The organism is Bradyrhizobium sp. CCGUVB14, assembly GCF_024199935.1.
Classification (GTDB): Bacteria; Pseudomonadota; Alphaproteobacteria; order Rhizobiales; family Xanthobacteraceae; genus Bradyrhizobium.
The window spans coordinates 7,446,009-7,472,439 of record NZ_JANADS010000001.1 but is presented as its reverse complement, the minus strand read 5'-3'; the positions used below and the strand labels follow the sequence as shown (position 1 = coordinate 7,472,439).

General features: G+C 64.7%; 24 protein-coding genes. 13 read left to right on the top strand and 11 right to left on the bottom strand.

Annotated elements, in window-relative coordinates; genetic code table 11:
• The first annotated feature begins 341 nt into the window (after positions 1-341).
• The 4 genes from NLM32_RS34870 (at position 342) to NLM32_RS34855 (ending at position 5,144) form a co-directional block, all read left to right on the top strand.
• The gene (locus NLM32_RS34870) at positions 342-1,472 is read left to right on the top strand and encodes a sugar ABC transporter substrate-binding protein (RefSeq protein ID WP_254133236.1); all 1,131 of its coding nucleotides are present in this window, start codon (positions 342-344) and stop codon (positions 1,470-1,472) included.
• A gap of 63 nt (positions 1,473-1,535) precedes the next feature.
• Positions 1,536-3,083 (top strand): sugar ABC transporter ATP-binding protein, encoded by a 1,548-nt coding sequence (locus NLM32_RS34865; RefSeq protein WP_254133235.1) that lies wholly within the window; start codon positions 1,536-1,538, stop codon positions 3,081-3,083.
• Positions 3,076-4,188: an ABC transporter permease gene (locus NLM32_RS34860; RefSeq protein WP_254133234.1), complete on the top strand. Its 1,113-nt coding sequence runs from the start codon at positions 3,076-3,078 to the stop codon at positions 4,186-4,188. The genes NLM32_RS34865 and NLM32_RS34860 overlap by 8 nt, the downstream gene beginning before the upstream one ends.
• Positions 4,185-5,144 carry an ABC transporter permease gene (locus NLM32_RS34855; RefSeq protein WP_254133233.1) on the top strand — a complete coding sequence of 320 codons (960 nt, stop codon included), beginning with the start codon at positions 4,185-4,187 and terminating at the stop codon, positions 5,142-5,144. The genes NLM32_RS34860 and NLM32_RS34855 overlap by 4 nt, the downstream gene beginning before the upstream one ends.
• Positions 5,145-5,170: 26 nt before the next feature.
• Here NLM32_RS34855 and NLM32_RS34850 read toward each other — a convergent pair whose 3' ends face one another.
• Positions 5,171-6,559, bottom strand: a complete 1,389-nt coding sequence (locus NLM32_RS34850) for a PLP-dependent aminotransferase family protein (protein WP_254133232.1) — start codon at positions 6,557-6,559, stop codon at positions 5,171-5,173.
• A 331-nt stretch (positions 6,560-6,890) separates the two neighbouring features.
• Between NLM32_RS34850 and NLM32_RS34845 the strand changes: the two genes are divergently transcribed.
• The 8 genes from NLM32_RS34845 to NLM32_RS34810 are packed head-to-tail and all read left to right on the top strand — an operon-like array spanning position 6,891 to position 13,776.
• Positions 6,891-7,373, top strand: a complete 483-nt coding sequence (locus NLM32_RS34845; protein ID WP_027526573.1) for an MSMEG_0572/Sll0783 family nitrogen starvation response protein — start codon at positions 6,891-6,893, stop codon at positions 7,371-7,373.
• Positions 7,374-7,411: 38 nt separating this feature from the next.
• Entirely contained in the window at positions 7,412-8,467 is a 1,056-nt protein-coding gene (locus NLM32_RS34840; RefSeq protein ID WP_254133231.1) for a Nit6803 family nitrilase, read from the top strand.
• Positions 8,394-9,512 carry an MSMEG_0568 family radical SAM protein gene (locus tag NLM32_RS34835; protein WP_254133230.1) on the top strand — a complete coding sequence of 373 codons (1,119 nt, stop codon included), beginning with the start codon at positions 8,394-8,396 and terminating at the stop codon, positions 9,510-9,512. The genes NLM32_RS34840 and NLM32_RS34835 overlap by 74 nt, the downstream gene beginning before the upstream one ends.
• Entirely contained in the window at positions 9,509-10,057 is a 549-nt protein-coding gene (locus NLM32_RS34830) for an MSMEG_0567/Sll0786 family nitrogen starvation N-acetyltransferase (RefSeq protein ID WP_254133229.1), read from the top strand. Before NLM32_RS34835 ends, NLM32_RS34830 begins: the two co-directional genes overlap by 4 nt.
• Positions 10,058-10,059: 2 nt before the next feature.
• Entirely contained in the window at positions 10,060-11,055 is a 996-nt protein-coding gene (locus tag NLM32_RS34825) for a sll0787 family AIR synthase-like protein (protein WP_254133228.1), read from the top strand.
• Positions 11,052-12,218 carry an MSMEG_0565 family glycosyltransferase gene (locus NLM32_RS34820; protein ID WP_254133227.1) on the top strand — a complete coding sequence of 389 codons (1,167 nt, stop codon included), beginning with the start codon at positions 11,052-11,054 and terminating at the stop codon, positions 12,216-12,218. Before NLM32_RS34825 ends, NLM32_RS34820 begins: the two co-directional genes overlap by 4 nt.
• Positions 12,211-12,498 carry an MSMEG_0570 family nitrogen starvation response protein gene (locus tag NLM32_RS34815; RefSeq protein ID WP_254133226.1) on the top strand — a complete coding sequence of 96 codons (288 nt, stop codon included), beginning with the start codon at positions 12,211-12,213 and terminating at the stop codon, positions 12,496-12,498. Before NLM32_RS34820 ends, NLM32_RS34815 begins: the two co-directional genes overlap by 8 nt.
• A gap of 12 nt (positions 12,499-12,510) precedes the next feature.
• Positions 12,511-13,776 carry an MSMEG_0569 family flavin-dependent oxidoreductase gene (locus NLM32_RS34810; protein ID WP_254133225.1) on the top strand — a complete coding sequence of 422 codons (1,266 nt, stop codon included), beginning with the start codon at positions 12,511-12,513 and terminating at the stop codon, positions 13,774-13,776.
• A gap of 16 nt (positions 13,777-13,792) precedes the next feature.
• On the opposite strand, the gene NLM32_RS34805 is transcribed toward NLM32_RS34810, so the two are convergent.
• From NLM32_RS34805 to NLM32_RS34760, 10 genes are all read right to left on the bottom strand, one after another.
• Complete coding sequence (locus tag NLM32_RS34805) at positions 13,793-14,692, bottom strand: SMP-30/gluconolactonase/LRE family protein (RefSeq protein ID WP_254133224.1); 900 nt, start codon at positions 14,690-14,692, stop codon at positions 13,793-13,795.
• Between the two features lie 173 nt (positions 14,693-14,865).
• On the bottom strand, positions 14,866-16,104 hold the full coding sequence (locus tag NLM32_RS34800; protein WP_254133223.1) for an ABC transporter substrate-binding protein: 1,239 nt from the start codon (positions 16,102-16,104) through the stop codon (positions 14,866-14,868).
• A gap of 54 nt (positions 16,105-16,158) precedes the next feature.
• Complete coding sequence (locus tag NLM32_RS34795; RefSeq protein WP_254133222.1) at positions 16,159-17,640, bottom strand: ATP-binding cassette domain-containing protein; 1,482 nt, start codon at positions 17,638-17,640, stop codon at positions 16,159-16,161.
• On the bottom strand, positions 17,640-18,566 hold the full coding sequence (locus NLM32_RS34790; RefSeq protein ID WP_254133221.1) for a branched-chain amino acid ABC transporter permease: 927 nt from the start codon (positions 18,564-18,566) through the stop codon (positions 17,640-17,642). Before NLM32_RS34790 ends, NLM32_RS34795 begins: the two co-directional genes overlap by 1 nt.
• A 1-nt stretch (position 18,567) precedes the next feature.
• Positions 18,568-19,443 carry a branched-chain amino acid ABC transporter permease gene (locus NLM32_RS34785; RefSeq protein WP_254133220.1) on the bottom strand — a complete coding sequence of 292 codons (876 nt, stop codon included), beginning with the start codon at positions 19,441-19,443 and terminating at the stop codon, positions 18,568-18,570.
• Between the two features lie 91 nt (positions 19,444-19,534).
• Positions 19,535-20,779, bottom strand: a complete 1,245-nt coding sequence (locus NLM32_RS34780) for an ABC transporter substrate-binding protein (protein ID WP_254133219.1) — start codon at positions 20,777-20,779, stop codon at positions 19,535-19,537.
• A gap of 227 nt (positions 20,780-21,006) precedes the next feature.
• Positions 21,007-22,104: an FAD-binding oxidoreductase gene (locus NLM32_RS34775; RefSeq protein ID WP_254133218.1), complete on the bottom strand. Its 1,098-nt coding sequence runs from the start codon at positions 22,102-22,104 to the stop codon at positions 21,007-21,009.
• Positions 22,105-22,159: 55 nt separating this feature from the next.
• Positions 22,160-23,278 carry a D-alanine--D-alanine ligase family protein gene (locus NLM32_RS34770; protein WP_254133217.1) on the bottom strand — a complete coding sequence of 373 codons (1,119 nt, stop codon included), beginning with the start codon at positions 23,276-23,278 and terminating at the stop codon, positions 22,160-22,162.
• A gap of 50 nt (positions 23,279-23,328) precedes the next feature.
• Entirely contained in the window at positions 23,329-24,072 is a 744-nt protein-coding gene (locus NLM32_RS34765) for a 3-deoxy-manno-octulosonate cytidylyltransferase (protein WP_254133216.1), read from the bottom strand.
• Positions 24,073-24,168: 96 nt separating this feature from the next.
• The gene (locus tag NLM32_RS34760; protein ID WP_254133215.1) at positions 24,169-25,392 is read right to left on the bottom strand and encodes an SMP-30/gluconolactonase/LRE family protein; all 1,224 of its coding nucleotides are present in this window, start codon (positions 25,390-25,392) and stop codon (positions 24,169-24,171) included.
• A gap of 300 nt (positions 25,393-25,692) precedes the next feature.
• On the opposite strand from NLM32_RS34760, the gene NLM32_RS34755 reads away from it, so the two are divergent.
• Positions 25,693-25,938 (top strand): hypothetical protein, encoded by a 246-nt coding sequence (locus tag NLM32_RS34755; RefSeq protein WP_254135493.1) that lies wholly within the window; start codon positions 25,693-25,695, stop codon positions 25,936-25,938.
• Positions 25,939-26,431: the final 493 nt, after the last annotated feature.

Here is a 26,431-nt window from a genome sequence, read left to right as displayed (position 1 = left end):
GCCGACCATGATCGCGACCGCATTTTTCCCTGAGTATCATTCTTTTTGCGCTGCGCCGTGCTTTGGTTCGCAATCATTCGATTGCGCTGCATCAGGCCGGACGCCAACATCCGCTTGTCGTGCGTGTGCTTTCAGCGTCGCCCGGCACTTCATTGTCTCCCGCAATTGTGATGGTTTCGTTCCCGCGCTTTCGCCGCAGGCCAGACTGGCGGCAGCCATTCGGCTTGTGCGCATCGGAGGTTGCGTGCCATCCTAGCGGCGCAAATTGCACGGGAAGCCCAATTCCCGGCTTGGCCATTGCGCCGCGTTAAGGGTGGAAACAAAAGCTCAGGAGAAGAGACATGGTGTGGACGCTTCGTTTTGCGGGGCTCGCTTGCGTTGGCCTGTTGCTGTCCCCGGTCAGTGCCTTGGCAGGGCCGAAAGTGGTGTCCGGTCCGGGCGCCGATCCCGGCTGCTTCAAGCCCTGGTCTGCCCAAACCAAGTTTTTCCAATGGGACAAGAAGCCAGGTCCCTACAAGATCGCGCTCGTCAACGGCTTCGTCGGTAACACCTGGCGCATCCAGATGGTGAAGACCGCAAAGGCCTTCGCCTCGCAGCCGGGCATCAAGGAGAACATCAAGGAGTTCAAGGTCGTCTCGACCGGCACCGATGTTGCAGCGCAACTCGGCGCGATGGAGGACTTCATCAATCAGGGTTTTGACGCCATCGTCACGATCGCGGTGGCTCCCGATGGCTTCGACCGCATTATCCGTCTTGCCGACAAGAACAACGTGGTCGTGGTCCCCTTCGACAACGTCCTCGACACCGACAAGGTGATGATGGTCAACGAGGACCAGAAGGAAATGGGCCGCATGTCGGCGAAGTGGCTGATCGACGAGAGCGGCAAGAAGGCGGGCGACATCCTTGAGGTCCGCGGCCTGCCAGGCAATTCGGTCGACCGTGACCGCCATCTCGGCTTCCGCGAGGTCATGGAAGCGCCGGGCAACAGCTTCAAGATCACCGAAGTGGTCGGCAATTGGGATACCGGCACCTCGCAGAAGGTGACGGCGGACGCGCTCGCAGTGCACGGCCATTTCGACGGCGTGTTCACGCAAGGCGGCTCCGACGGCACCGTGCAGGCGATGATGGCGGCGAAGCATCCCTTCGTCCCGATGTCGGGTGAGGGCGAGAACGAGTACCGCAAGCAGATCGCCGATCACGCCAAGGACGGGCTCAAGGGCATGTCCTACGGCCAGTCTCCGGCGCTGGTCGCCATCGCCACCAAGGCGGCGATCTCCGCATTGCAGGGCAATGTGATGCCGCAGCTGATCTCGATCCCGATCCCGGTCGCGACCTACAAGGACCTGAAGCCCGGCACCAATTTCTGGCCGGACCTCAACGCAAACTTCTTCGCGCCGAACCAGTTCGCGCCCTGCGGCGTCAACTTCACGGCGCCGGAGATCATGTCGCAGAGCGAGAAGAACACCCAGTGAGCCTGCTGGAGATGTCCTGGTTGCGGCCCGGCTGTTGCCGGGCCGCCGCTGCGTGAGCCCGCCATGTCGGATGCCACCCTGACCCAATCTGCCTTTCTCACCCTGTCCGGAATTTCCAAGCGCTACGCCGGTGTGCGGGCGCTCGAAGGCGTCGACTTCGCATGCGAGCGCGGCAAGATCCACGCCGTGCTGGGCGAGAACGGCGCCGGCAAGTCGACGCTGATCAAGATCATCGCCGGCGTGGTCCAGCCCGATACCGGCACCATGCGGCTCGATGGACGCGACGTCAGCTTCGCGACGCCGTCGGCGGCCAATGCAGCCGGCGTCGTCTGCATCTTCCAGGAATTGTCGCTGATGCCCGACCTCTCGGTCGCGGACAACATCTCGATCGCGTCGCCGCCGCGCCGCTTCGGCCTCATCGACGCGCGGGCGCAGCGCCGCCGCGCCGAGGCGTTACTGGCGGAGATCGGCTGCGAGGACGTCAATCCCCTGATGCGCGTGCGCGACCTGCCGCTGTCGCGCCGCCAGGTGGTGGAGATCGCCAAGGCGCTCGGCAAGAAGCCGCAGCTCCTGATCCTCGACGAGGCCACGTCGGCCTTGACCAGTGCCGACGTTGAGAAGGTGTACGCCATGCTGGCACGGCTCAAGGCCGAGGGCGTCGCCATTCTCTACATCTCGCACCGGATGCACGAGGTCGAGGCGCTGGCCGACCGCGCCTCCGTGTTCCGCAACGGACGCCATATCGAGACCTTCGACAAGGGCCGGCGCTCGACCGCCGATATCGTTCAACTCATGATCGGGCGCGACATCGCAGCCCAATATCCGCCCAAGCCCGCGCGCGGATCGCCGAAGCCCATGCTGGCTGTCGACAATCTGAGCTGGGACAAGCGCCTCGATCGCATCTCGCTCCGCGTCGGCGCCGGCGAGATCGTCGGCCTCGGCGGGCTCGACGGCCAGGGCCAGAAATCCCTGCTGCTGGCGCTGTTCGGCGTGCTGCGCGGCGTGTCCGGACAAGTCACCGTCGAAGGCCGCGAGGTGCGCCCCGCGTCTCCGGCGGCGGCGAAGTCGGTCGGCATTGCGCTTGTGCCGGAGGATCGCAAGACCGAAGGCCTGATGCTGCCGATGTCGATATCAGACAATCTGGTGATCGCCTCGCTCGACACGATCTCGACCGGGCCTCTGGTCGACCGTGCACGCGAGACGGAGGCGATCAAGCGCGCCATCGCGCGGCTGCAGATCAAGATCGGCGCGCCCGGCGACGCGGTCGCCACGCTCTCCGGCGGCAACCAGCAGAAGGTCGTTCTCGCCAAATGGCTGATGACCGATCCGCGCATCATCCTGCTCAACGATCCCACGCGCGGCATCGACGTCGGCACCAAGCAGGAGCTTTACCGGCTGATGCGCGAGCTCGCCGACCAGGGGGCCGCCATCCTGTTCTACTCGACCGACTATGATGAGCTCATCGGCTGCTGCGACCGGGTGGCGATCATGTATGACGGGCGCATCGTGCGCGAGCTCGAAGGCGACGAGCTCAACGAGACCAACATCATCGCGAGCGCGCTGAACATCGACGCCGCGACGCCGGACGCTCCCGGAGCCGCCCATGCTTGACGATATCGCCATCAGGGTTCGCCAGAACATCGGCATCGTCACCGCCGTCCTGTTGTTCTCGATTCTTTATCTGCTCTACAACCTCGCCCACCCCAAGGGCTTCTCGTCGGCGGTTCTGGTGCAGAACGGCGACGAGATCTTCGCGCTCGCCATGCTGGCGATGGCGCAGACCGTGCCGGTGCTGGCGTCGGGGCTGGACCTTTCCGTGGGCGCCGTCATGACCATGGTCGGATGTTTCGCCAGCTATCTGCTCACGGGGGCGGCCGGCGGCACGCCGCTGCATCTCGATATCTTCGGCCTGCATCTCGGCCTCGGCACCTTTCCCGGCGGTGTCGGTGGCATCCTGCTCGGCATCGTCGTGTGTCTTGCGACCGGCGCGCTGGCCGGCTTCATCAATGGCTGCGTCGTCGTCTATGGGCGCATCCAGCCGATCATCGCGACGCTCGCGACCGGCGCGGTCTATATCGGTATTGCGCTGTTCCTGCGGCCGACGCCGGGCGGCAAGATCGACGAGGATCTCAACTGGGCGCTGACCAATTCGCTCGGGGATTTCGCCGCGACCGTCCATATCTTCGATGATGGCGCGGCGCCCTGGTTCGCGCCGGTGGCCTGGATCCCGGTGCCGTTCGTGCTGCTCGCCCTGATCGCGCTGCTGGTCTGGGTGCCGTTCCGCCGCTCCGTGCTGGGCCGCGCCGTCTATGCGGTCGGCTCGGCCGAGGGCGCCGCCTACATGTCCGGCCTGCCGATCGATCGCGCCAAGATCGCAGCCTTCACGCTCGCCGGCTTCTTCGCCGGCTGTGGCGGACTTTTTCTCGCCATCCAGACCTCCTCGGGCAATGCCGACATCCCGCAGGCCGGCGCCTATACGCTCAACTCGATCGCCTCCGTCGTGATCGGCGGGACGTCGCTGCTCGGCGGGACCGGCAGCGCGATCGGCTCGATCTTCGGCGCCATGGTCCTGCGCGTCATCTCGTTCTTCTTCCGTATCTTCGACATCGCGCCGTTGTTGCAACCGCTGTTCGAGGGTCTGATCCTGCTGGCGGCGGTCAGCATCGGCGCGCTCGGCGTGCTGCGCGTCAAGAATACGCTGGAGCTGTTTCGATGAGTTCGGCCTCACTCAGTCTCTCGCGCGACGACCGTCCGATCCTGATCGCGGCGCTGTTCATCCTCGTCATCCTGGTGGCGGGTACGATCTATACGTTTGCCCGCTTCGGCAGCGCGCCACTGCTGTCGCCGACCTATCTGCTGCAGCAGCTCCAGATCGGCGCCTTCCTCGGCATCGTCGCTGCCGGGATGATGATGGTGATCCTGATCGCGCAGATCGATCTGTCGGTGCCGTGGACGCTGGCCGCCGCCGCCATGATGGCGACGTCGATCGGCGGGCCGCTCGCCATCCCGGTCGGGCTCGGCGTCGGGCTGCTGGTCGGTCTCATCAACGGCATCGGGGTTGCGTATCTGCGCGTGCCCTCGATGATCTTCACGCTCGGCGTCAACGCGGTGATGCGCGGGCTGATGGTGGCGCACACCGGCGGCTACGCCCCGCAAACCGCCGCCACCGATCTGATGCGGATGCTTGCCGGCGACCGCACGCTCGGCATCCCCAACGCCTTGTTCGTCTGGATCGCCGTGTCGGTGGTCGTCACGATTGTTCTTCAGCGCACGACGCTTGGCCGCTACGTCTATGCCATCGGCAACAAGGAAGCGGCGGCATATCTCGCCGGTGTCGACACCCGCCGCATCACCGTGATCTGCTTCGTCCTCTGCGGTCTCGCCGCCGCGCTCGCCGGCGTCCTGCTCGCTGGCTACTCCACCAAGGCCTATCAGGGCATGGGCGATGCCTATCTGCTGCCGTCGATCGCGGCGGTGGTGATCGGCGGCACCAACATCCTCGGCGGCCGCGGCCGCTATCTCGGGACGCTGATCGGCGTCGTGCTGATCGTGCTGCTCAACAGCGTGCTGTCGATCATGGACATGCCCGAGGCCGGCCGTCAGGTGATCTACGGCCTCGTCATCATCTTCATGCTGCTGGTGTACGGGCGCGGCGAACGTGTCACGAGCTGACGCTGCGCCATCGTCCCCCTTGCGGATCAGAGAAACGGCGACGCCAGGGCCGGCGTTTCGACCAGCGCGTGAGCGGCGTATTCGAGCGCGGATCTGATCTGCGCGCGGCTTGAAGGGCCGCAGATGCAGACTCTCACCGCCTCGGGAGGCGCATCGCTCACGACAAAGGCGTCGCTTGCGACCACACCGATACCGGTCTGCCGCATATGCTCCACGAAAGCCGAGCGCCGCCAGGGCGTGGGCAGCGCGACCCACAAATTGAAGCTGAGGGGATCGCCGCGATAGGACCCCTTGGGCAGGATTTCGGCGGCGAGCTTCTGCCGCGCCGAAGTCTCGGCGCGGATGAACCGCAGCATCGTGTCCGCGGTGCCGTCTTCGATCCAGCGCGTCGCGATCGCCACAGTGAGGGGGGACGCCATCACGGTCGCCGACCTCAGCGCAGAGGCAAACGGCCAGGCCGAGCGCGTATCGGGCACGACAACGTAGGCGGTGCGCAAGCCCGCTCCGATGCATTTTGCCAGCCCCGCGACGTGCCAGGTCAGATCGGGCGCGATCGCCGCGAAGGGCGCGTGGCCGTGGCCGTGCTCGGGAATGAAACCATAAGCATCGTCCTCAATGATCGGCAGCTTGAAGCGTCGCGCGATCGCGACGATCTCGCGCCGTCGCGAGTCCGGAATCGTCAGCGTGGTCGGATTCTGCAGCGTCGGATTGAGGTAGATGGCCTTGGGCTTCAGCTTCTTGCAGGCATCGGTCAGGGCCTGCGGCTCGATGCCGTCGTCATCCATCGGCAGGCCGACGAGGGTGATGCCGAGCTGCGCGGCGATGGACCTGATGCCGGGATAGGTGATGGCCTCGCACAGCACCACCTCGCCTGATTTCGCAAGGATCGAGAGAATGCCGAGCAGCGCCGGATGTGCCCCCGGCGAGACGAAGATGCGGCTCTGTGCCGGCACCAGCGCACGGCGGCCGAGCCAGCTCGAGGCGGCGTCCTTGTCGGCCTGCGTGCCGCCAAAGCCCTGGTAGCGCAGCAACGAGGCGATGTCGCGCAGCACATGTTCGGCGCCGGCCTGCATGCGCTCGATCAGTTCGGGATCATCGGGCTCGGGCGGCAGGTTCATCGACAGGTCGACGGGACGGGGCGGGAAGCTTGTCGCCGAGCGCCGCGGTCGCGGCTTGTCGCGCACGAAGGTTCCCTGACCGACCTTCGATTCAATCAGCCCACGCTTCTGGGCCTCGACATAGCCGCGCGCGACGGTGGTGAAATCGACATCGAGGCGCTTGGCGAGCTTGCGCTGTGGCGGCAGGCGATCGCCGATCACGAGCCGTCCGGCGGCGATATCGTCGGCAATCGCATCTGCGATCGCGAGATAGCGCGGCTTGTCGCTGTTCGATAGGTCGGGTCGCCAGTCGGCCATTGCTCGGTTCCGTCAAGTTACGTCAGCAGAATTGACTGTATATTGTTGCAAGCGTCGAGGCAATTGTATCGCGGCGTTGGGTTGCGTCGGCGAGGCGGTCGGCCCGCGTGTGTTGCACACCGATCGAGCGCGCTGCCCAGTATTTTTCAGGCAGTATTTTTCGCACTCAATGCGAGCATAGCCAAATCCAGTCAGGTCTCCATTCAACATTGAATGTATAAATGAATGCATATTGTATGGTTTGATGATTTGTAGTGCAGAACGCCCTTTGGCACATTGATTGCAAAACCTGATCCCGATCCGGGAGGCCGGACGTGAACAGGAGGTGTCTATGCCAGCAGTGAACATGCCCGCGCGCCAGAAGGGCGACTTTCTCGTCGACTACGAAGAGAAGGTGTTCGAGGACGTCAAAGCAAAGCCCGGTGAGAAGGCGCTCGTCACCTTCCACACCGTCGCGTTCGAAGGCTCCATCGGTCTCGTCAATATTCTCCAGGCGCTGCGCCTGAAGCGGAAGGGTTTCGAGACGTCGGTTCTGCTCTACGGCCCCGGCGTCACGCTCGGCATTCAGCGCGGCTTTCCGAAGATCGGCGACGAGGCCTTCCCTGGCGCGCAGAACTTCAACAACCAGCTTGCGAAGTTCATGGATGAAGGCGGCAAGGTCTATGCCTGCCGGTTCGCGCTGCAAGCGCTCTACGGCCATGGCGAACCGTCGCTCATTCCGGGCATCCGGCCGATCAATCCGCTCGATGTGCTCGACCTCATCCTGCTTCATCGCAGGGACGACGCGTTCATGATCCACACCTGGACCGTCTGACCTCGGCTGGCTCACGCGACGGACGAGGGAGGAACACAGTGACAGCGAAACGCACGATCAGAGCCGGTGCGATTCAGATCGCGCCGGATCTGGACACGCCGACCGGAACGGTCGACCGGATTCTGGCGGCCATCGCGGAGGCGGCGGCCAAGGGAGTCCAGTTCGCCGTCTTTCCGGAGACGTTCGTTCCCTGGTACCCGTATTTCTCCTTTGTCCGTCCGCCGGTCCTGAGCGGCGCCGAACACATCCAGCTCTACGACAACGCCGTCGTCGTGCCCGGTCCCGTGACGGACGCGGTCGCGCAAGCGGCTAGGCGTCACGGCATGGTGGTGGTGCTCGGCGTCAACGAGCGCGATCACGGCTCGCTTTACAACACGCAACTCGTGTTCGACGCGAACGGCGCGATCGTCCTGAAGCGGCGCAAGATCACGCCGACGTTTCATGAGCGCATGATCTGGGGGCAGGGCGATGGCGCCGGCCTGAAGGTGGTCGAGACCGCGGTCGGCCGGGTCGGCGCTCTGGCCTGCTGGGAGCATTACAACCCGCTCGCCCGCTACGCGCTGATGGCCCAGCATGAGGAAATCCATGCGGCCCAGTTTCCGGGGTCGCTGGTCGGACAGATCTTTGCCGACCAGATCGAGGTGACGATCCGGCATCATGCGCTGGAAAGCGGATGCTTCGTCGTCAATGCCACCGGCTGGCTGACTGAGGAACAGATCGCCAAGATCTCGCCGGAGGAGGGCCTGCGCAAAGGCCTGCGCGGCGGCTGCATGACCGCGATCGTCTCTCCCGAAGGCAATCATCTGGTGCCGCCACTGACCAGCGGCGAAGGCATCCTCGTCGCCGATCTCGATCTCGCCCTGATCACCAAACGCAAGCGGATGATGGATTCGGTCGGCCACTACGCGCGGCCGGAGCTGCTTTCGCTGGTGCTGAACGACCGAGCCGCGCGGCCGATGCACGGCTTTCACCCGAACCGCCTCGCGCCCATTCCCGGAGACCCATCAGATGAGACCGCAGATGCCGCAACCCAAGGCGATGCCGACCGAGCAGCTGATCAACGAGTTGCAGTCCTTCGGGGTCCGGCTCGCTGATCCCAAGACCGCGGGAACCGGCCGTCGCGGCGGTGCGGGGCCGTCGGATCACACGCCGTTCACGATCGACGGCGCGACCGTGATGATTCCGGTTCACAACGCGCCGGCCTTCGAGAGCCCCTACCTCGTCGAGCGTCCGGACGAGGCCGGGCGCAGCCGCATCTCGCGCGATGGCGTGGTGCTGGCCGACGTCTCGTTTCCGCTGCGACCCAAATTCTACGACCGCGCGACCTCGGACGGCGTTCCCTATTGGAAGATCGCAACCCTGCACGGGCGCGACGTCCTTGCCACCACCGTGCTGCAGACCTGCATTCGCTACCAGAGCCGCACCAAAACCTGCCAGTTCTGCGCCATCGGGCAGTCGTTGGCGGCGGGGCGTACGGTCGAGCGCAAGACGCCGGCGCAGCTCGCCGAAGTGGCCAAGGCGGCCGTCGAGCTCGACGGTGTCCGCCATATGGTGATGACGACGGGCACGCCGCATACGTCCGACCGCGGCGCCGGGATCCTTGCGGAGAGTGCGCAGGCCGTCAAAGCTGCCGTCGATCTCCCGATCCAGGCGCAATGCGAACCGCCAGATGATTTCGCCTGGTTCCAGCGCATGAAGAGTTCGGGCGTCGACGCGCTCGGCATGCATCTGGAGGTGATCGGGCCGGCGGTGCGGCAGAGGATCATGCCGGGCAAGGCGCAGGTCCAGGTCGAACAATATATGGAAGCGTTCGCGGCGGCCGTCCCGGTGTTCGGACGCGGTCAGGTCTCGACTTACATCCTCGCTGGCCTCGGCGACGAACCTTCCGAGATTCTCGCGCTGTCGCGCCGGCTCATCGATATCGGCGTCTATCCCTTCGTCGTGCCGTTCGTGCCGATTGCCGGCACGCCGCTGGAGAGCCATCCGACGCCGTCCGCGGCATTCATGCACGACATCTTGCGTCCACTCGCCGGGATGCTGCGCGCCGGCGGACTGCGCGCCACCGACATCAAGGCAGGTTGCGGCAAATGCGGCGCCTGCTCGGCCCTGTCCACCTACGAACGCGGAGCCAGCGCATGATGTTCGAACCGTTCAAGCCATTCGTGGCGCCGGAATTCCAGGTGAAGTTCGCAACCGAAGCCTGGGAGCGTGCCGCCGCCGCAGCCCTGCGCCGCGATGTCTTCTGCGAGGAGCAGAACGTGTTTTCCGGCGATGATCGCGACGCGGTCGACGATATCGCCATTCCGCTCGTCGCCGTATCGCTGCTCGGCGTAGCCGAGGCCGATGTCGTCGGCACCGTGCGCATTCACGCCGATGAACACGAGGCGGATGTGTGGTGGGGCTCCCGCCTTGCCGTTGAAAAGGGCTATCGCCGCCTGAGCGCGGTCGGCGCCGGTCTGATCCGGCTTGCCGTCTCCTCTGCGAATGCGCGCGGCTGCCAGCGCTTCCTTGCCAACGTGCAGAGCCAGAATGCGCTTCTGTTCCAGCACATGCACTGGCGCTCGCTCGGCGAATTCGATCTCCATGGCCGGCCGCACCATCGCATGGAGGCCGACCTCGACCACTACCCGCCGTTCCGGACGCCCGAAACCGGCTTCCTGTCACTGGCAAAACTGGCGGCCTGATCATGCTGACGGACGCCGCACTCACGAGCCTCGCCGAAAGGCTCCGCCAAAGCCGCGGCATCGCCGCCAAGGCCGACATCGCTTCTGTTGCGGCCGCGCTCGACCTCTCGGGGGGCGACGCCATCGCGGTAGGGGACGATTGCGCGGCGATCCCGGAAGGGGATGGCTACACGCTGTTCGCGATCGAAGGCTTCATGAACGAATTCGTCGCCGCCGACCCCTGGTTCGCCGGCTGGTGCGGCGCCATGGTCAACATCTCGGACGTCGCGGCGATGGGCGGACGGCCGACGGCCATCGTCAACGCGATCTGGTCCAATGGTGCGGACAAGGCCGCGCCGATTCTCGAAGGATTGAAAGCCGCCGCGAAGACATTCGGTGTGCCCGTCATCGGCGGCCATACCAATGTGCGCAGCAGCCAGAGCCAGTTTGCCGTCGCGATCCTTGGCCGCGCGAAGCGCCTCCTCACCAGCTTCGACGCCAGGCCCGGCGACAAGATCATCGCGGCGATAGATCTTCGCGGCCGTTACCGCGAGCCGTTCGCGAACTGGGAAGCGGCGACCGACGCACCGGCGCAGCGGTTGCGCGACGATCTGGAGATCCTGCCGTCCATTGCCGAGACGGGGCTCGCGCTCGCCGCCAAGGATATCAGCCAGGGCGGTGTCGTCGGGACTGCGGCGATGCTGGCCGAGTGTTCGCAGGTCGCCATCACGCTGGACGTTGAGGCGATTCCAATTCCCGCCGGTGCGCCGCTCGAGCGCTGGCTGCTCACATTCCCGAGCTTCGGTTATCTCCTGTCGGCGAAGCCCGAATCCATCGATGAGATACTGTCGCGCTTCCAGCGGCGTGGCATCGCGGCGGCCGCGATCGGAGAGGTCAGCGTGGGAACGAGCGTGGATATTCGCGCCGCTTGCGGCCGCGCAACGGTCTGGGATTTTGCGGCACAGCCCTTGATCGGATGTGCGCCAGGTCGGAGCCATCAGCAGCGGAGCGTGGCATGAGCGGCGGTTCGTCCGGGCTTCGCATCGCGATCCTCACGCACTCGACCAATCCACGAGGGGGCGTGGTGCACGCGCTCGCGCTTGCCGACGCGCTGGCAGACCTCGGACATGAGCCGGTCGTGCACGCGCCCGATCCCGCAGGCAAAGGCTTCTTCCGCCGTAGCCGCGCCGCGACGCGCTCCGTGCCGGCGTCGCCCACCTCCGGCGACGTCGTCGCGATGGTCGAGGCGCGCATCGCGGACTATGTCAGGCATTTCGAGGATACCGCAAACCGGCAGTACGACGTCTTCCACGCCCAGGACGGTATCTCCGGCAATGCGCTCGCGACGCTGAAGCAGCGCGGCCTGATTCAACGTTACGTCCGCACCGTTCATCACATCGATGCATTCAGGGACGAGCGGCTCTGCGAACTCGACCGTCGCTCGATTGTTCACGCCGACGGCCTGTTCGTCGTCAGCCGGTTCTGGCAGGCGCAGCTGATGGCGGAGATGTCGCGCTCGGCGACGCTGGTCGGCAACGGCGTCGACACGGTGCGCTATTCAGCCACCCCGGCATCCGCCGACCAGATGCTGCGCGCCCGGCTCGGCCTTCGCGCCGGCCCGATCCTGCTCTCGGTCGGCGGTGTCGAGCAGCGCAAGAACGCGCTCGGCATTCTCGATGCCTTCCGGCAGGTGCACGCCGTGCATCGGTCCGCGCAGCTCGTCATCGCCGGCGGCGCGTCTCTCCTCGACCATGGTTTCTATCGCCAGCAGTTCAAGTCGCGGCTGCGCGATGCAGGGCTTCCAGCGGATGCCGTGATCGAGACCGGTCCGCTGATGGATGCCGACATGCCGTCGCTCTATCGTCTGGCCGATGTGCTGCTGTTTCCGTCCTTGCGCGAAGGCTTTGGCCTGACTGTGCTGGAAGCGATGGCCAGTGGCGTGCCGGCGGCGGTCTCGCATATCGCGCCTTTCACGGAATATCTCGGCCCCGACGATGTTGCCTGGTGCGATCCGCATCACGCGGGCTCGATCGCGGATGCCGCCCTCAGTGCGCTCGTCGAGCCCCTGCGCTCGCGCCTGATCGCGAATGGCGCTGGGGTCGCCCGGCATCATGACTGGAGCCGCACCGCCAGGGCACACATGACGGCCTATCAGGAGATGCGCGAGGTGCATTATGCCTGAGATGCACTTCCACGTGCGCTGGCCTGATGAGCGGATAGAGGCCTGCTATTCGCCCTCGCTCGTCATCAAGGATCATTTCGTCGCCGGCACGACCTATGCGCTCGACGATTTTCGCGACCGAAGCCGCATCGCGCTGATGATCGCGGCCGAGCGTGTCCGTGAGAAGTACGGCTTTCTGTGCTCACGCGCACTCGGGCAGCTGGCCCGGATCGAAGCCATGGCCGCGCAGTTCGAGGCCACGCCGGGTGCTTCCGTCACAATCGTCTCGTTTGAAGAATAGCAGGAGCTGATCATGTCCGACCTTTACTCTCATTATCCGGTTGTGGTGATCGGCGGCGGCCAGGCTGGCCTTGCCATGAGCGCGCAACTCAAGGCGCGTGGCATCGAGCATGTCGTGCTTGAGAAAAATACCATCGCGCATTCCTGGAAGACCCAGCGCTGGGACGCATTCTGTCTGGTAACGCCGAATTGGCAATGCCAGCTTCCCGGCTTTCCGTACACCGGCAGCGATCCGCATGGTTTCATGCTGCGCGACGAGATCGTCTCCTACATCGAGGATTTTGCGAAGCACATCGGTGCGCCGATCCGCGAAGGCGTCACCGTTACACGCCTTCGGCAGTCTGGTCGCGGCTTCGTGCTCGAGACGACGCTGGGCGAAATCGCCGCCGACAGCGTCGTGCTGGCCGTGAGCGGCTATCACATCCCGAAAGTGTTGCCGTTTGCCGACCGGCTCGATGCATCGATCACGCAGATCCACTCCTCCGCCTACCGCAATCCGGATCAGTTGCCGCCGGGCGAGATCCTCGTGGTGGGGAGTGGGCAGTCGGGCTGCCAGATCGCCGAAGACCTGCATCTGGCCGGTCGCAAGGTGCATCTCGCCGTCGGCAGCGCGCCGCGCTGCCCGCGCTTCTATCGCGGCCGGGATGCGGTCGACTGGCTCGACGATCTCGGCCAGTATGACCTGCCCGTCGACAAGCATTCGCTGAAGGAGGGCGTTCGCAAGAACGCCAATCACTATTTGACCGGGCGGGACGGCGGCCGCGACATCGACCTGCGCAAATTCGCGCTCGAAGGCATGAAGCTCTACGGCCGCCTCAAGGACGGTCGCGGAACCTCCTTGCAGTTTGGCGATGATCTTCAAGTCAATCTCGACAGCGCTGATCGGGTCTACAACGGCATCTGCCGGCTGATCGACGACCACATCGCGAAGAACAGGATCGCTGCACCCCTGACGCCTCACTATGAGCCCGTATGGTCTCCAAGTGCGGTCCCCACGGAGCTCGATCTCGTAGCGAGCGGCGTCACGAGCATCATCTGGACGACCGGCTTCCGTTCCGACTGGTCCTGGATCGACCTGCCGATGTTCGATGGGACCGGCTATCCGACCCACAGGCGGGGCATCACGTCGGTTGACGGCGCCTATGTGGTCGGCCTGCCGTGGCTCTACACCTGGGGCTCCGGCCGGTTTGTCGGAATCGGGCGAGACACCGGCTTTGTCGCGGAGCACATCAACGAGCGATCGAGCGCGTCACGCGTCGAAACGCGTGAGGTCGCATAATATCGGCGCAATCCGCTTACACGGCCGCCCGCGTGTTGAGATAGATCGAATACAGCGAGGTCTGCCCGCAGATGTAGAGGCGGTTGCGGCGCGGGCCGCCGAAGCAGACATTGGCGACGATCTCGCCGATCGGGACCGTACCGAGATGGGTGCCGTCAGGCGCATAGCAGAACACGCTGCGACCCGCCGAGGTCCAGACGTTGCCATGGATGTCGCAGCGGAAGCCGTCATAGAGCCCGTCCGGGCAGGTGGCAAACAGCGAGGCTTCCCCGACCGTTTGCCCCTTCACCTCGTAGGACCAGATCGTCGGCGGAAGCCCGCGGACATGGGTCGCGCCGGTGTCGGCGACGTAGAGCCGGGTCTCGTCCGGCGAGAACGCCAGCCCGTTGGGCTTCACCCGGTCGGACACGACGCGCGTGATGGCACCGGAGCTGCCGTCGATCCGGTAGACGTTGGAGGCGCCGATCTCGGACGGACTCTGCTGCCCTTCATAATCGCTGTCGATGCCGTAGGTCGGATCGGAGAACCAGATCGAGTTGTCTGACTTGATCACGACGTCGTTGGGCGAATTCAGCCGGCGGCCCTCGAACGCGTCGGCCAGCACGGTGATCGAGCCGTCGTGCTCGGTCCGGGTGACGCGCCGCATGAAATGCTCGCAGGTCACGAGCCGCCCCTGGCGATCGGTCGTGTTGCCGTTGGAATTGAAGCTCGGCGAACGGAACACCGACACCGATCCGTCGGTCTCGTCGAACCGCATCATCCGGTTGTTCGGAATGTCGGACCAGATCAGGTAGCGCCCGCCCGGGAAGTAGGCGGGGCCTTCGGCCCAGCGGCAACCGCTGGTGAGTTTCTCAAGATTGACGTGGCCGAAGACCAGCTGGTCGAAACGAGGGTCGTGGGCGACATAGGGGAGCATGTGTCCTCCTTGATGAGCCGCAGATTCTTGGGATTGCCTGCGTGCGGTCCTTACTGTGATCGACCCTGCCGAATTTGCAAGCGTGCTTCACTTCGAGAGTGCATCGAGGCAGAAACGAAATGCCCGGGGACAGGCCCCGGGCAATCGTCGTTGTGAAAGCGTTCTTTGGCTTCTTACTGCGACAGCTTCACGAAGTTCGGAAACTTCAGCTTGCCTTCGGCGATCTTCTCCGGCCAGACCACGACCTGCTTCTGGTCCTGCCACTGGAAGACGAGGCCGGTCACCGCGCCCGCGCCGGACTTGATGCCGTGGGTGAACTCGTCGTCCTTGCCGTAGAACTTGATCTGGCCGATCGTGCCCTCGAAGTCGGTCTTCTCCATCTCGGCGACCATCTTGTCCGGATCGGTCGAGCCGGCGCGCTTGATGGCGTCGGTGATGATGTAGACCTCGTCATAGGCAGTGTAGCCGGTATAGGCCGGCGGCGTGCCGAACTTGGCCTTGAAGGCCGCGGCGAACGGCTTCGTCTTCGAGGTCACGGCGACATCGGGCGTCGCGACGGCCAGCGACGGCACGCCGTCGGCGGCACCATTGGTGTCCTTCCAGAAGGTCGGGCTCAGCGCCTGCGCGCTGATGCCGAACATCGGGATCGGCACCTGCTGGTTCTTCCACTGTACCGTCGGCTGCACGCCGACATGCGAGATGCCGGTAACGATTACATCCGGCTTCTTGCCTTCGATATTGTTGAAGATCGGCGTGAAGTCGGTGGTATCGGGCGAGAAGCGGACATGCTCGACGACCGTCAGCCCGGCCTTGGGCAGGCAGGCCTCGTAGCCGACATCGAGCGGCTTGGTCCAGGCGGCGTCCTCGCTCATGATCGCGACGGTCTTGAACTTGAGCTTGTCGACGAGGAGATCCTTCGCCGCGTCGCAGACGAGTTGGGCCTGCGCGGCCGAGGTCAGATAGCCGTGGAAGGTGTACTTGTTCTTCTCGTAGTCGTTGTGGATCGCCTTGGTGATCTCGTTCGAGGCGGCGCCGGGGGTGATCAGCGGCATCTTCAGGCGCGCCGCCCAGGGCTCGAGCGCCAGCACGACCTCGCTGATATAGCTCGCGATCACCGCGGACACCTTGTCCTCGCTCACCGCGCGCTGGAACGCGCGCACCGAGTCGGCCGAGGAGCTCTTGTTGTCATAGGTGACGATCTCGACCTTGCGGCCGAGAATGCCGCCCTTGGCGTTGATCTCGTCGGCGGCAATCTGCGCGCCGCCGGGCGTCGCGGCACCCGCGATCGATTGTACCTCGGCGATGACGCCGATCTTGATCGGATCGTTCGACTGCGCGTAGGCGGGGGCGGCGAGGCACAGCGCCAGCGCCGAGGTGAGGAGGGCGGAGCTCAAAATGCTCGATGATCGCATGGTCGTTTCCCTTTCTTTGTCTTCTTGCGTTGTTTTGTTGTTGATACGTGCGAACTAGAGAAAATCGGCGCCGGCTTCGCTGGCGAAGCGGCCGGGGTCGCCTTCCCAGACGATCCTTGCGTGCTCCAGCACATAGACGCGGTCGGCGTGCGGAAGTGCGAATGTCACGTTCTGCTCGCCGAGCAGCACCGTGATCGAGGTGGTCTGCCGCAGCTTCTCCAGCGCCTTGGACAAAAGCTCGAGGATGACGGGCGCGAGGCCCAGCGTCGGCTCGTCCAGGATCAGGATCTGCGGCTGCATCATCAGCGCACGGCCGATTGCCAGCATCTGCTGCTCGCCGCCGGAGAGCGTCTGCGCCAATTGGCCCTGGCGCTCCTTCAGGATCGGGAACAGCTCGAACAGCCAGTCGAGCTGCGCCGCGCGCTTGTCGTCGGTGAGATGCTGCCCGCCGAGATCGAGATTCTCGCGCACGCTCATCTCGCCGAACAGCTCGCGCGATTCCGGGCACTGCACGAGGCCGCTGCGGGCGATCTTGGCCGGACTGGTGCCGCGCAGCTTTTCGCCACCGCGGATGATCTCGCCGGTGTAGGGCAGGAAGCCGGAGATGGTGTTGAACAGCGTGGTCTTGCCGGCGCCGTTGAGGCCCACGATCGAGACGAACTCGCCCTCGTGGATGTGGATCGAGACGTTCTCCAGCGCCTGCGCCTTGCCGCAATGGACGCTGACATTCTCGACCTGGAGCAGTGGCACCTTGTCCTTGAAGCTGGTCTCGGGCCGCGCATGGGTTTCGATGGCGCCGCCGAGATAGACCCGGCGCACCGTCTCGTTCTTCATGACGTCGTCAGCCTTGCCGGTGACGATCTCTTCGCCGAGATACATCGCGAGCACGCGGTCGACCAGTGCCGCGACGCTCTTGACGTTGTGGTCGACCAGCATCACGGCACGGCCGTCATCGCGGAAGCTGCGGATCAGGTCGGAGAAGACGTCGACCTCGGCGCGCGTCAGGCCGGCGAAGGGCTCGTCGACCAGCACGACTTTGGGGTCGCGCGCGATCGCCTTGGCGAGCTCGAGCCGGCGCAAATCGGCGAAGGGCAGCGTCGGCGGGCGGCGGTTCATCACGCTGCCGAGGCCGACGCGATCGGCGATCCATTTGGCGCGTTCGACCAGCGCCTTGTCCGGAAACAGCATGAACAGGCTGTCCGGCAGCAGCGCCACCATGATGTTCTCCAGCACGGTCTGCCGGTTCAGCGGCCGCGAGTGCTGGAACACCATGCCGAAGCCTTTGCGCGCGATCTTGTGCGCGGGCAGGCCGGCGACATTCTCGCCCTCGAAGATCACGTCGCCGGCAGTCGGGCGCTCGATGCCCATCACGCTCTTCATCGCGGTGGATTTGCCCGAGCCGTTCGGCCCGATCAGGCCGAAGATCTCGCCGCTGTTGACCTCGAAGCCGAGGTTCTTCACCGCGGTCAAGCCGCCGAAGCGTTTGGTCAGGCCGCGGACTTCGAGCACGGGCCGGTTTGAAAGCCTCTGATCCATTACGAGCGAGCCTCGCGCGAGAGGGCCGCTCCGAGGAAGCCGCCGGGGAAGAACAGGACGACGAGCAGTGCGACCGCCGAGACGATGAAGGTCGCGAGCTCACCGGTCGGGCGCAGGAATTCGCCGGCGACGATCAGGAAGATCGCCCCCAACGCTGCGCCCAGCACGGTGCGCCGGCCGCCGAGCACGGCCGACACGATGACATTCACGCCGACCGCGACGTCGACGACGGTGCCGACCGAGGCGGTGCCGAAATAGAACACCAGCAGCGCACCCGACAGGCCTGAGAAGAACGCGCTGACGATGAAGGCGGCGAGCTTGTGCTTGACGATGTTGAAGCCGAGCGCTCCGGCCTGCACCGGATCCTGGCCGCTGGCTTGCAGCACCAGGCCAATCGGTGATTGCGACAGGCCATAGAGGATCGCGGCCGAGATCGTCATGAAGCCGAGCGCGATCCAGTAGTTCGTGCCGGCATTGATGCTGATGACGTCGGGGATGGTGAGGCCGATCTCGCCGCCGGTGAGGTCGGCGAACACGACGATGAAGTTCTGCAACATCAAGACCGCGACCAGCGTGGTCAGGCCGAAATAAGGCCCGCGGACGCGCAACGCCGGCAACGCCAGCACGAGGCCGGCGACGACGGAGGCGCTCGCACCCAGCACGATGCAGAGATAGACCGACCAGCCGAATTGGGCGTTGAGAATGCCGGCGGTGTAGGCGCCGACGCCGATCAGGAAGGTCGGGCCGAAATTCACTTCGCCCGCAAAGCCGAACAGCAGGTCCCAGGCCATCGCGAACACGCCGAAATAGAACGCGACGGTGAGGAGCCCGAGCACATAGCCGGAGACATAAAGCGGCAGGGTTGCCGCAACGATGACGAGCGCCAGCGAGACGAAGAACAGGCGCGAGGTAAAGAAGCTCGCCATCTCAGCGCCTCCCCAGAAGGCCCTGGGGCCGGATGTACATGACGAACACGAGCAGCAGCAGCGCCGGAATGGTGCGGTAAGCGGGCGAGACCAGGTAGGCCGTCAGCGTTTCCAGATAGCCGACCACGAAGGCGGCGATCAGCGAGCCGGAGACGCTGCCGAGGCCGCCGAGCACCACGATCGAGAACGCGCTCGCGGTCAGCGGACCCACGCTGTAGGAGGAGACGCCCAGGAACATGCCGAGCAGCACGCCGGCGATGCCGGCGAGGATGCCGTAGATGCCCCACACCACGATGTAGATGTTGGTGAGCTCGAGCCCGAGCAGCGTGACGCCGCGCGGATTCATGGAGGCCGCCAGCACCGCCTTGCCGGTGCGGGTGCGGTTCACCAGGAGCCACAGCAGCGCGATGACGAGGCAGCACACGATCGCCGTGAAAATCTCGTTCTTCGGCGTGCGGACGCCGAGGATCTCGACGACACCCTCGACGATCGGCAGCACGGTCTTGGCATTGTTGGTGAAGAAATAGGCGATCAGCTCCTGGATCATGATGCCCCAGAGCAGCGTTCCCGTGAGGACGAAGATCTCCTTCTCCTCATTCGGGATGCGCCGGGAGTCCTGGATCGGCTTCACCACCGCAAAGTAGGTGGCGAACGCCGCAAGCAGGGCGACGCCCACCCCGATCAGCGCGCCGGCATACGTGCCGACATTGAGCACGCTGGCGGCGGCCCAGGCCGCCACCGCTGCCGCCACCATGATGGCACCGTGGGAGAGGTTGAGCACGCCGGAGACGCCGAAGATCAGTGTGAAGCCGGTGGCGCCGAGGGCGTAGAGAGCACTGATGGCAAAGCCATCGATCAGGATCTGGAAAGCTCGCATTGATGATTGGCCGAGAGTCTCACTTGAGGGAAGGTGCTGCGGGACGCCGCAAATGGAAGCTCCCGGGAGGTGGTCCCGGGAGCTACTCCTGCTAGTTCGAGAGCTTGATGAAGCTCGGGAACTTGATGTCGACCTTGGCGACGTCCTTCGGCCAGACCGCGCTCTGCTTGCCGTCCTGCCATTGCAGCATCAGCCCGGTGATCAGGCCCTTGCCGTATTTGATCGAGTGCGTGAACGGATCGTCCTTGCCGTAGAACTGGACGCGGCCGATCGTGCCTTCCCAGTCGGTCTTCTCCAGCGCATCGACCAGCTTGTCGGCATCGGTCGAGCCGGCGCGCTTCACGGCGTCGGCGATGTAATAGACCTCGTCATAGGCGGTGTAGCCGGCATAGGACGGGTAGTTGCCGAACTTCTTCTTGAAGTTTTCGGCGAACGGCACCGACTTCGGCGTCACCGCGACGCCTGGCCCGGAGACGCCCTGATACAGCACGCCTTCGGCGGCCTGGTTGGTGTCCTTGCCGAAGGTTTCGTTGGTGGCTTGCGAGGAGATGCCGAACATCGGGATCGGCACCTGCTGGTTCTTCCACTGCACCGTCGGCTGCACGCCGACATGGGAGATGCCGGTGATGATCACGTCGGGCTTCGAGCCCTCGATCTTGTTGAAGATCGGGGTGAAGTCGGTGGTGTCGGGCGAGAAGCGAATGTGATCGAGCACTTTCAGCCCGATCTTGGGCAGGCATTCCTCGTAGCCGATATCGAGCGGCTTGGTCCAGGCGGCGTCCTCGCTCATGATGACCGCCGTCTTCATGTGCAGCCTGTCGACGAGCAGGTCCTTGGCGCCGTCGCAGACCGAGAGCGCGAGGGCGGCCGAGGTCAGATAGCCGTGGAAGGTGTACTTGTTCTTCTCGTAATCGGCGTGAACGCTCTTGCTGATCTCGTTGGAGGCCGCACCCGGCGTGACGAACGGCGTCTTCAGCCGCGAAGCCCAGGGCTCCAGCGCCAGCACCACTTCGCTGATATAGCTGGCGATGACCGCGTTGACCTTGTCCTCGTTCACCGCGCGCTGGAAGGCGCGCACCGAGTCGGCGGAGGAGGAGTGATTGTCGTAACCGATGATCTCGATCTTGCGGCCGTCGACGCCGCCGGCCGCGTTGATCTCGTCGGCGGCGAGCTGCGCCGCTTGCGGGATCGATGCACCGGCAATCGCCTGCGCTTCCGCGATGACGCCGATCTTGATCGGGTCGGCCGCAAAGGCCGGGCCTGACGCTGCCAACAATGCACCGGTCGCGACTGCGCCAAGCGCACTTCGCAATGCACCAGAGAGTGCTTTATTCATGTTGTTCTCTCCCTTGAACCAAGCTTCTTTGAGCTATTGGCGCGACTATAACGGCGAGAGAATCCTCGGCAAGTAAAACTGTATTCAGGATTGTACGATGGGGACTAAAGTCTAGCGTCTGCGTAAATATCGGGCAGAGCGGACTGACATTCCGCGTGCAGGCATGCAGATTTCGGCGATGGGCATGCGAGCGCATCGCAGGTTCACAACTCCGCTGTTGAGCGGGCTCAGCGCGCTCGCAGCGTCGACGGATCGAGCGGCGCGAGCCGGGCCGGATTGAATGGCGCGAGGTTCACCTCGCGCGTCGTACCATCCGCGATCAGCTGAGCCATCGCTTCGCCGGTCGCGGGCGCATTCAGGATGCCCCACACATTATGTCCGGTCGCGACATAGAGGCCCTCGCTCTGCGGCACCCGGCCGATCAGCGGCAGGCCGTCCTCCGTGACGGGGCGAAAGCAGGCCTGCTGCGCGATGATTTTTTCAGGACGAAACAGCGGCGACAGCCGCTCCGACATGGCTTGCAGGCGCGCGATCGCATCGCGGTCCGGCGTCACCGCAGCCGGATCGAGCGGCAGTGGCGCAATGTCGGACAGCGCGGTGACATGCGTGCTGCCGTCGGCGCGCGGAAACACCTCGATCGACACGGCGCTGCCATCCGTCTCGCATTCCAGGAACAATGCATCGGCCGGCACGTTGGGGCCGATGTCGTAGACGATGCTCGGGCTGCGCTGGCCATAGACAGCGGGCAGGCTCATCCATTGCGCCGCGAGCAGCGACCATGGTCCCATCGCGATCACGACGGCGTCCGCTTCGATGACGCTGCCTTCGACCGCGATGCCCTTCGCACGCGTCGCGTCGCGGACGATACCGGTGACGCGGCCGCGGCGAAGCTCGGCGCCTTGCGCCAGCGCCGCGTTCATCACGGCCGAGGTGAACTTCTGCGGATGAACGATCGCGGTCGTCTCGGCCGTGCCGATGCGCTGCGTGATGACGACGCCGTCGCCGAGCCAGCCGAGCGCTGATGGCGTCATCCGTCGCGGATCGCCGTCGGGAGCCACATAGCCGCCATACGCGCTCATCGGGCGGTAGCCCCAATCGCCCGCGATCTCGCCGGGCAGTTGTGCGTGGAGCGCAAAACTGCGTCGCGCCAGCGCATCGAGCGGCGTGCCCGCACACCAGTCGCGCGCCAGAAAGCCGCCGGCCTTGCCGGAGGCCGCGGCCGCGACCTCGGTCCGCTCCACGACGATGACATCGACGCCGAGGCGGCGGAGGAAGTATGCGGTGCAGGCCCCGATCACGCCGCCGCCGCAGATCACAACGCGCATGGCTTGTTTCCCGACATGGCTTGTTTCCTGATCCGGCTAATCCGGAGGAGACAACCTAGCTCGAATAGCCACGTTCCAGGGCGTGACGCTGCTGATGGCGACCCAGCGCCAGATGGACGAGGCGCGTCAGCAACTCTCCATACGGCACGCCAGAGGCTTCCATCATCTTCGGATACATGCTGATCGAGGTGAAGCCGGGCAGGGTGTTGATCTCGTTGAAGCAGAATTCGCCGGTCTGCCGATCGAGGAAGAAATCGACCCGCGCGAGGTCACTGCATTCGAGCGCCGCGAACACTTGCACCGCGAGCGCGCGCACGCGCTCCATCTGTGCCGGGTCGAGCCTTGCCGGAAGATCGACGCGGGCGCCGTCGGGATCGAGATATTTGGCCTCGTACGAATAGAATTCGTGATGGGCGTTCGGATTGAGTTCGCTCGCGACGCTCGCGAACAGCGTCTCGCCATCGAGCACGGCGACCTCGATCTCGCGGGCGTCGATGCCCTGTTCGACCAGCACCTTGAGGTCATAGCGAAACGCATCGTCGAGTGCAGGCCCGAGCGCATCCCACGCCTTGACCTTGTGAATGCCGACACTGGAGCCCATGTTGCACGGCTTAACGAACACCGGAAGGCTCAGGCCCTCGACCGCCTTGACGAGAGACGCGGCACGATCCGCAGCGAAGGTCTTGCGGGTGAGCACGCGATAGGGCGCGACCGGAACGCCGGAGAAGCCCGCGAGCCGCTTGGCGACATCCTTGTCCATGCTGACGGCGGAGGCCAGAACGCCGGAGCCGACATAGGCGACCTCGGCCAGCTCCAGAAGGCCCTGCACGGTGCCGTCTTCGCAAAGGGGGCCGTGCATGACCGGAAAGACGACGTCGATCTCGATCGGGCCTGTGGCGCCTTCTGAGATCGGCACGAGAATGCCGCGTCCATCGGCGCCTCTGGCAAGCCGCATCTCGGGCGCATCGGGCAGGATCGGCAAGGCCGCCTGCGGCGTGTCGATCCTGGCAAGATCGTTCCATTGCCAGCGACCCGTCTTGTCGATGGAGACCGGGATCACCTCGAAAAGCGCACGGTCGAGATGCCTGAGCACGGAGGCCGCCGATTTCAGCGAGACCTCGTGCTCGCCGGACCTGCCGCCATAGAGAACCACGACGCGAATTTTATCTGCCATGGCTCAATTATCATGCGCGCCGTCGGGAAGTCACGTGTTGCCTCGGGCGGCTAGATCGCCCTGGATGCCAAAAGCTCTCGGGCGCGCTCCAGATCGGCCAGCGTGTCCACGCCGAGCGGCTCCGTCTGGATCACCTTCGCGTCCATCCGCATGCCATTCTCGATCGCTCTGAGCTGTTCAAGGCTTTCTCGCTGCTCGAGAACGCCGCGCGGCAGGCCGACATATTTCGCCAGCGCCTCGCGGCGGTAGGTGTACATGCCGACGTGATGATAGTGCATCCCGGCCCCTGAGGGGATCACGGCTCGGCTGAAATAGACCGCGCGACCGATGGTCTCTCCGGGGTGGATCGCAAGGGCGATCTTGACGACGCTCGGCGCCTGGAGCTCGATGGGATCCTCGATCTCGGTGGCAAGCGTGGCGATCGAACAATCGGCATGCCGCGACAATGGCTCCATTGTCGCCCGTATCGTCGATGGATCGATGGTCGGCAGATCGCCCTGAAGCACGACGACGACATCGTAGGCCGCTTCCGCGTCGATCAACTGCAACGCTGCGTGCGCACGGTCAGATCCCGTCGGGAGGGCCGGGTCAGTCAAGACCGCCCGGCCGCCCAGATCCTCGATGACGTCCACGATGGCTTGATCGCCACAGGCGACGACGACGGGGCCGATATCGGCCTCGAGGCCTCTTCGCCAGACGTGAGAGATCATTGGTTGACCATTGATATCGGTCAGTGCCTTGCCGGGGAGCCGGGTTGAACCGAGCCGAGTGGGTATGATCACGATCGGACGCATTGAAACCTTTCATTTCCTGAACGGGCAACATCGCACGCAAGTTTGAGGCGCCAGCGGGGAACGCTGGCGCCTCGTCGCAATTCAGCTCACGCCTGCTCAGCCCGGCCCTGCACCTTGCGTCGCGGTGAACACCGCATACAGCGACTGGCTCGCGGCCATGAACAGGCGGTTGCGCTTCGGACCGCCGAAGCAGACGTTGCCGCAGACTTCCGGCAGGCGAATGCGGCCGAGCAGCTTGCCGTCCGGCGACCACACCGTCACGCCGTTATAGCCGACCGCGCGACCGGCATTGCTGGAAGCCCAAACATTGCCGTTGACGTCGCAGCGCACGCCGTCCGGCCCGCACTTCACGCCGTCGATCACGCAATCGGAGAAGCGCTTTCCGTTGGACAGCTTGTTGTCCGCGCCGACATCGAACACGAAAATCTCGCCCTTGCCGCCGGGGCCGGTGTCGCCCGGTCCCTTGCCGGTCGAGACGACATAGAGCTTCTTGAAGTCGGGCGAGAAGCACAAGCCGTTGGGATCGGGCACCTGCTCCTCGGTGACGACGAGATCGACGCGGCCGCTTGGGTCGATGCGATAGCAATTGGTCGGCAGCTCGCGCTTGCCAGGTGTGAAGCCGGCCGGCTGTCCGATCCGCGGATTGAGCTTGCCGCCCGCGTTGCTCGGTCCGCCCGCCGCATCGGGCTCACCTTCATACAGCTGGCCGCCATAGGGCGGGTCGGTGAACCAGTAGCTGCCGTCAGGATGCGCGACGACGTCGTTCGGCGAGTTCAGCTTCTTGCCGTTATAATTGTCGCACAGCACGGTGGCGGTGCCGTCATGCTCGTAGCGCGTCACCCGCCGGGTCAGATGCTCGCAGGAGAGCTGGCGGCCCAGGAAGTCGAACGAGTTGCCGTTGGAATTGTTGGAAGGCGTGCGGAAAACGCTGACGCGGCCGTCATCCTCGCTCCAGCGAATCTGCCTGTTGTTGGGAATGTCGCTCCAGAGCAGATACCGTCCTTGCGCGCTCCAGGCCGGACCTTCCGCCCACAGCAGACCGGTATGGAGTCGCTTGATCGCTGTGTTGGGCTGCGCCAGATCGTTGAAGGAGGGATCGACCGCGATGATATCGGGGTCCCAGAAATAGGTGGTCGGTGCGCCGTGTGGGCCGAAGTCGCGCGGCGGTGTGGTGATCGTCGTCGGCGGGGCGGCAGGTCCGGTCTGGGCCAGTGCGGTGCCCGCTCCGGCCATCGTGGCCGCGGCACCGAGTGCAAGTCCCTGGACCAGCGTCCGTCGTGAAAGCGCGGCATCCTGCTCACGCTGCTGTTGGCGTGTCATTCGCGTCCTCCCAGGTTCTGTTCAGCTGGCCGGTTGATCCGGCCGAGCAAGGGCAAGGTTAGTCCCGTCCGCGATGAGTTGCGAGGGCCGACGTCGCATCCTCCGTGCGATTTAGAGATCGTTGAATTCGTCAATTTGCCGATTCATGCGGGAATAAATGTGAACGGCTGTTCTGCACAGTGTGACGCGACAATTCGCGCGCCTGTGGGGAATTAACCGAGCCCCAGTTTGGGCCCTGTCAAGCCTTGACGTCGCCTCTATTGCTGCGCAGAAATCTTGAAAGAAAGGCCGCAGCCAATGGTGCAGGGTGTCATCACATTGATCGTGTTGCTCGGGATCGCGTATGCGGCCGGCTATTTCACGCGCGATTTCCAGTCCCGCAAACGGCGGGCCGCGGCTCGCCGCACCGGCGGCTACACGCAGCCGGACTGGCTGAACCCCACCGTTGCCGCCAACACCAACGAAACTCCGTCCCCCGCCGTCGGCGAACTCGGCCAGATGCTGGATCGTTGGGAAAGCAGGGCCCGCTCGCGTCGCACGGGGTAGCTTTCTAGAGACGACAAGCGCGGCCGTCATCCTTGTAACGCGCGCTCAAAAATACTCCGCTTTACCGAAATTCGGATTTTCGTATGTGTTGCCGCCCCTGATCCGGCAAAAAGGGGCGGTCGTCTGGCATGACAGCACGAATGGCGAGGGCCCGTAACCAGGTCAGCCCCCCTGACCATCTTTTGGCGTTGCAGTTGCGGCCATTTCTCGTCTAGAAACGGCGCATTGAGCCTCCCGGCAACCAACCGTCAACGGTTTTGACCGAGGATTTGGGGCTCAAAAGGGTCTGGCAATGCTGATTCGCGGCCAAATCGATGGGATTTCGGGGGAGGTGGCTCTGGCCGCCGCCACGATCCCGGCCGCGCTGCTGCCCACCCTCCTTATTGGCGGCCTTCTTCTTACTTGCCCCTGAGGGCCGGCTGGGCGCCACGCGCCTGGGCGCTCAGGGGTTGGTCGAGATCACCGGACACCTCAAGCGCCCAGCAGACTGACG

Bases quoted from the DNA above. Each gene is read 5' to 3' on its own strand.
- NLM32_RS34865 (WP_254133235.1), top strand. From the start codon at position 1,536: ATGTCGGATGCCACCCTGACCCAATCTGCCTTTCTCACCCTGTCCGGA.
- NLM32_RS34830 (WP_254133229.1), top strand. From the start codon at position 9,509: ATGATGTTCGAACCGTTCAAGCCATTCGTGGCGCCGGAATTCCAGGTG.
- NLM32_RS34760 (WP_254133215.1), bottom strand. From the start codon at position 25,392: ATGACACGCCAACAGCAGCGTGAGCAGGATGCCGCGCTTTCACGACGG.
- NLM32_RS34805 (WP_254133224.1), bottom strand. From the start codon at position 14,692: ATGCTCCCCTATGTCGCCCACGACCCTCGTTTCGACCAGCTGGTCTTC.
- NLM32_RS34845 (WP_027526573.1), top strand. From the start codon at position 6,891: ATGCCAGCAGTGAACATGCCCGCGCGCCAGAAGGGCGACTTTCTCGTC.
- NLM32_RS34780 (WP_254133219.1), bottom strand. From the start codon at position 20,779: ATGAATAAAGCACTCTCTGGTGCATTGCGAAGTGCGCTTGGCGCAGTC.
- NLM32_RS34855 (WP_254133233.1), top strand. From the start codon at position 4,185: ATGAGTTCGGCCTCACTCAGTCTCTCGCGCGACGACCGTCCGATCCTG.
- NLM32_RS34850 (WP_254133232.1), bottom strand. From the start codon at position 6,559: ATGGCCGACTGGCGACCCGACCTATCGAACAGCGACAAGCCGCGCTAT.
- NLM32_RS34820 (WP_254133227.1), top strand. From the start codon at position 11,052: ATGAGCGGCGGTTCGTCCGGGCTTCGCATCGCGATCCTCACGCACTCG.
- NLM32_RS34870 (WP_254133236.1), top strand. From the start codon at position 342: ATGGTGTGGACGCTTCGTTTTGCGGGGCTCGCTTGCGTTGGCCTGTTG.
- NLM32_RS34800 (WP_254133223.1), bottom strand. From the start codon at position 16,104: ATGCGATCATCGAGCATTTTGAGCTCCGCCCTCCTCACCTCGGCGCTG.
- NLM32_RS34825 (WP_254133228.1), top strand. From the start codon at position 10,060: ATGCTGACGGACGCCGCACTCACGAGCCTCGCCGAAAGGCTCCGCCAA.
- NLM32_RS34765 (WP_254133216.1), bottom strand. From the start codon at position 24,072: ATGCGTCCGATCGTGATCATACCCACTCGGCTCGGTTCAACCCGGCTC.
- NLM32_RS34795 (WP_254133222.1), bottom strand. From the start codon at position 17,640: ATGGATCAGAGGCTTTCAAACCGGCCCGTGCTCGAAGTCCGCGGCCTG.
- NLM32_RS34815 (WP_254133226.1), top strand. From the start codon at position 12,211: ATGCCTGAGATGCACTTCCACGTGCGCTGGCCTGATGAGCGGATAGAG.
- NLM32_RS34860 (WP_254133234.1), top strand. From the start codon at position 3,076: ATGCTTGACGATATCGCCATCAGGGTTCGCCAGAACATCGGCATCGTC.
- NLM32_RS34790 (WP_254133221.1), bottom strand. From the start codon at position 18,566: ATGGCGAGCTTCTTTACCTCGCGCCTGTTCTTCGTCTCGCTGGCGCTC.
- NLM32_RS34785 (WP_254133220.1), bottom strand. From the start codon at position 19,443: ATGCGAGCTTTCCAGATCCTGATCGATGGCTTTGCCATCAGTGCTCTC.
- NLM32_RS34835 (WP_254133230.1), top strand. From the start codon at position 8,394: ATGCCGCAACCCAAGGCGATGCCGACCGAGCAGCTGATCAACGAGTTG.
- NLM32_RS34810 (WP_254133225.1), top strand. From the start codon at position 12,511: ATGTCCGACCTTTACTCTCATTATCCGGTTGTGGTGATCGGCGGCGGC.
- NLM32_RS34775 (WP_254133218.1), bottom strand. From the start codon at position 22,104: ATGCGCGTTGTGATCTGCGGCGGCGGCGTGATCGGGGCCTGCACCGCA.
- NLM32_RS34770 (WP_254133217.1), bottom strand. From the start codon at position 23,278: ATGGCAGATAAAATTCGCGTCGTGGTTCTCTATGGCGGCAGGTCCGGC.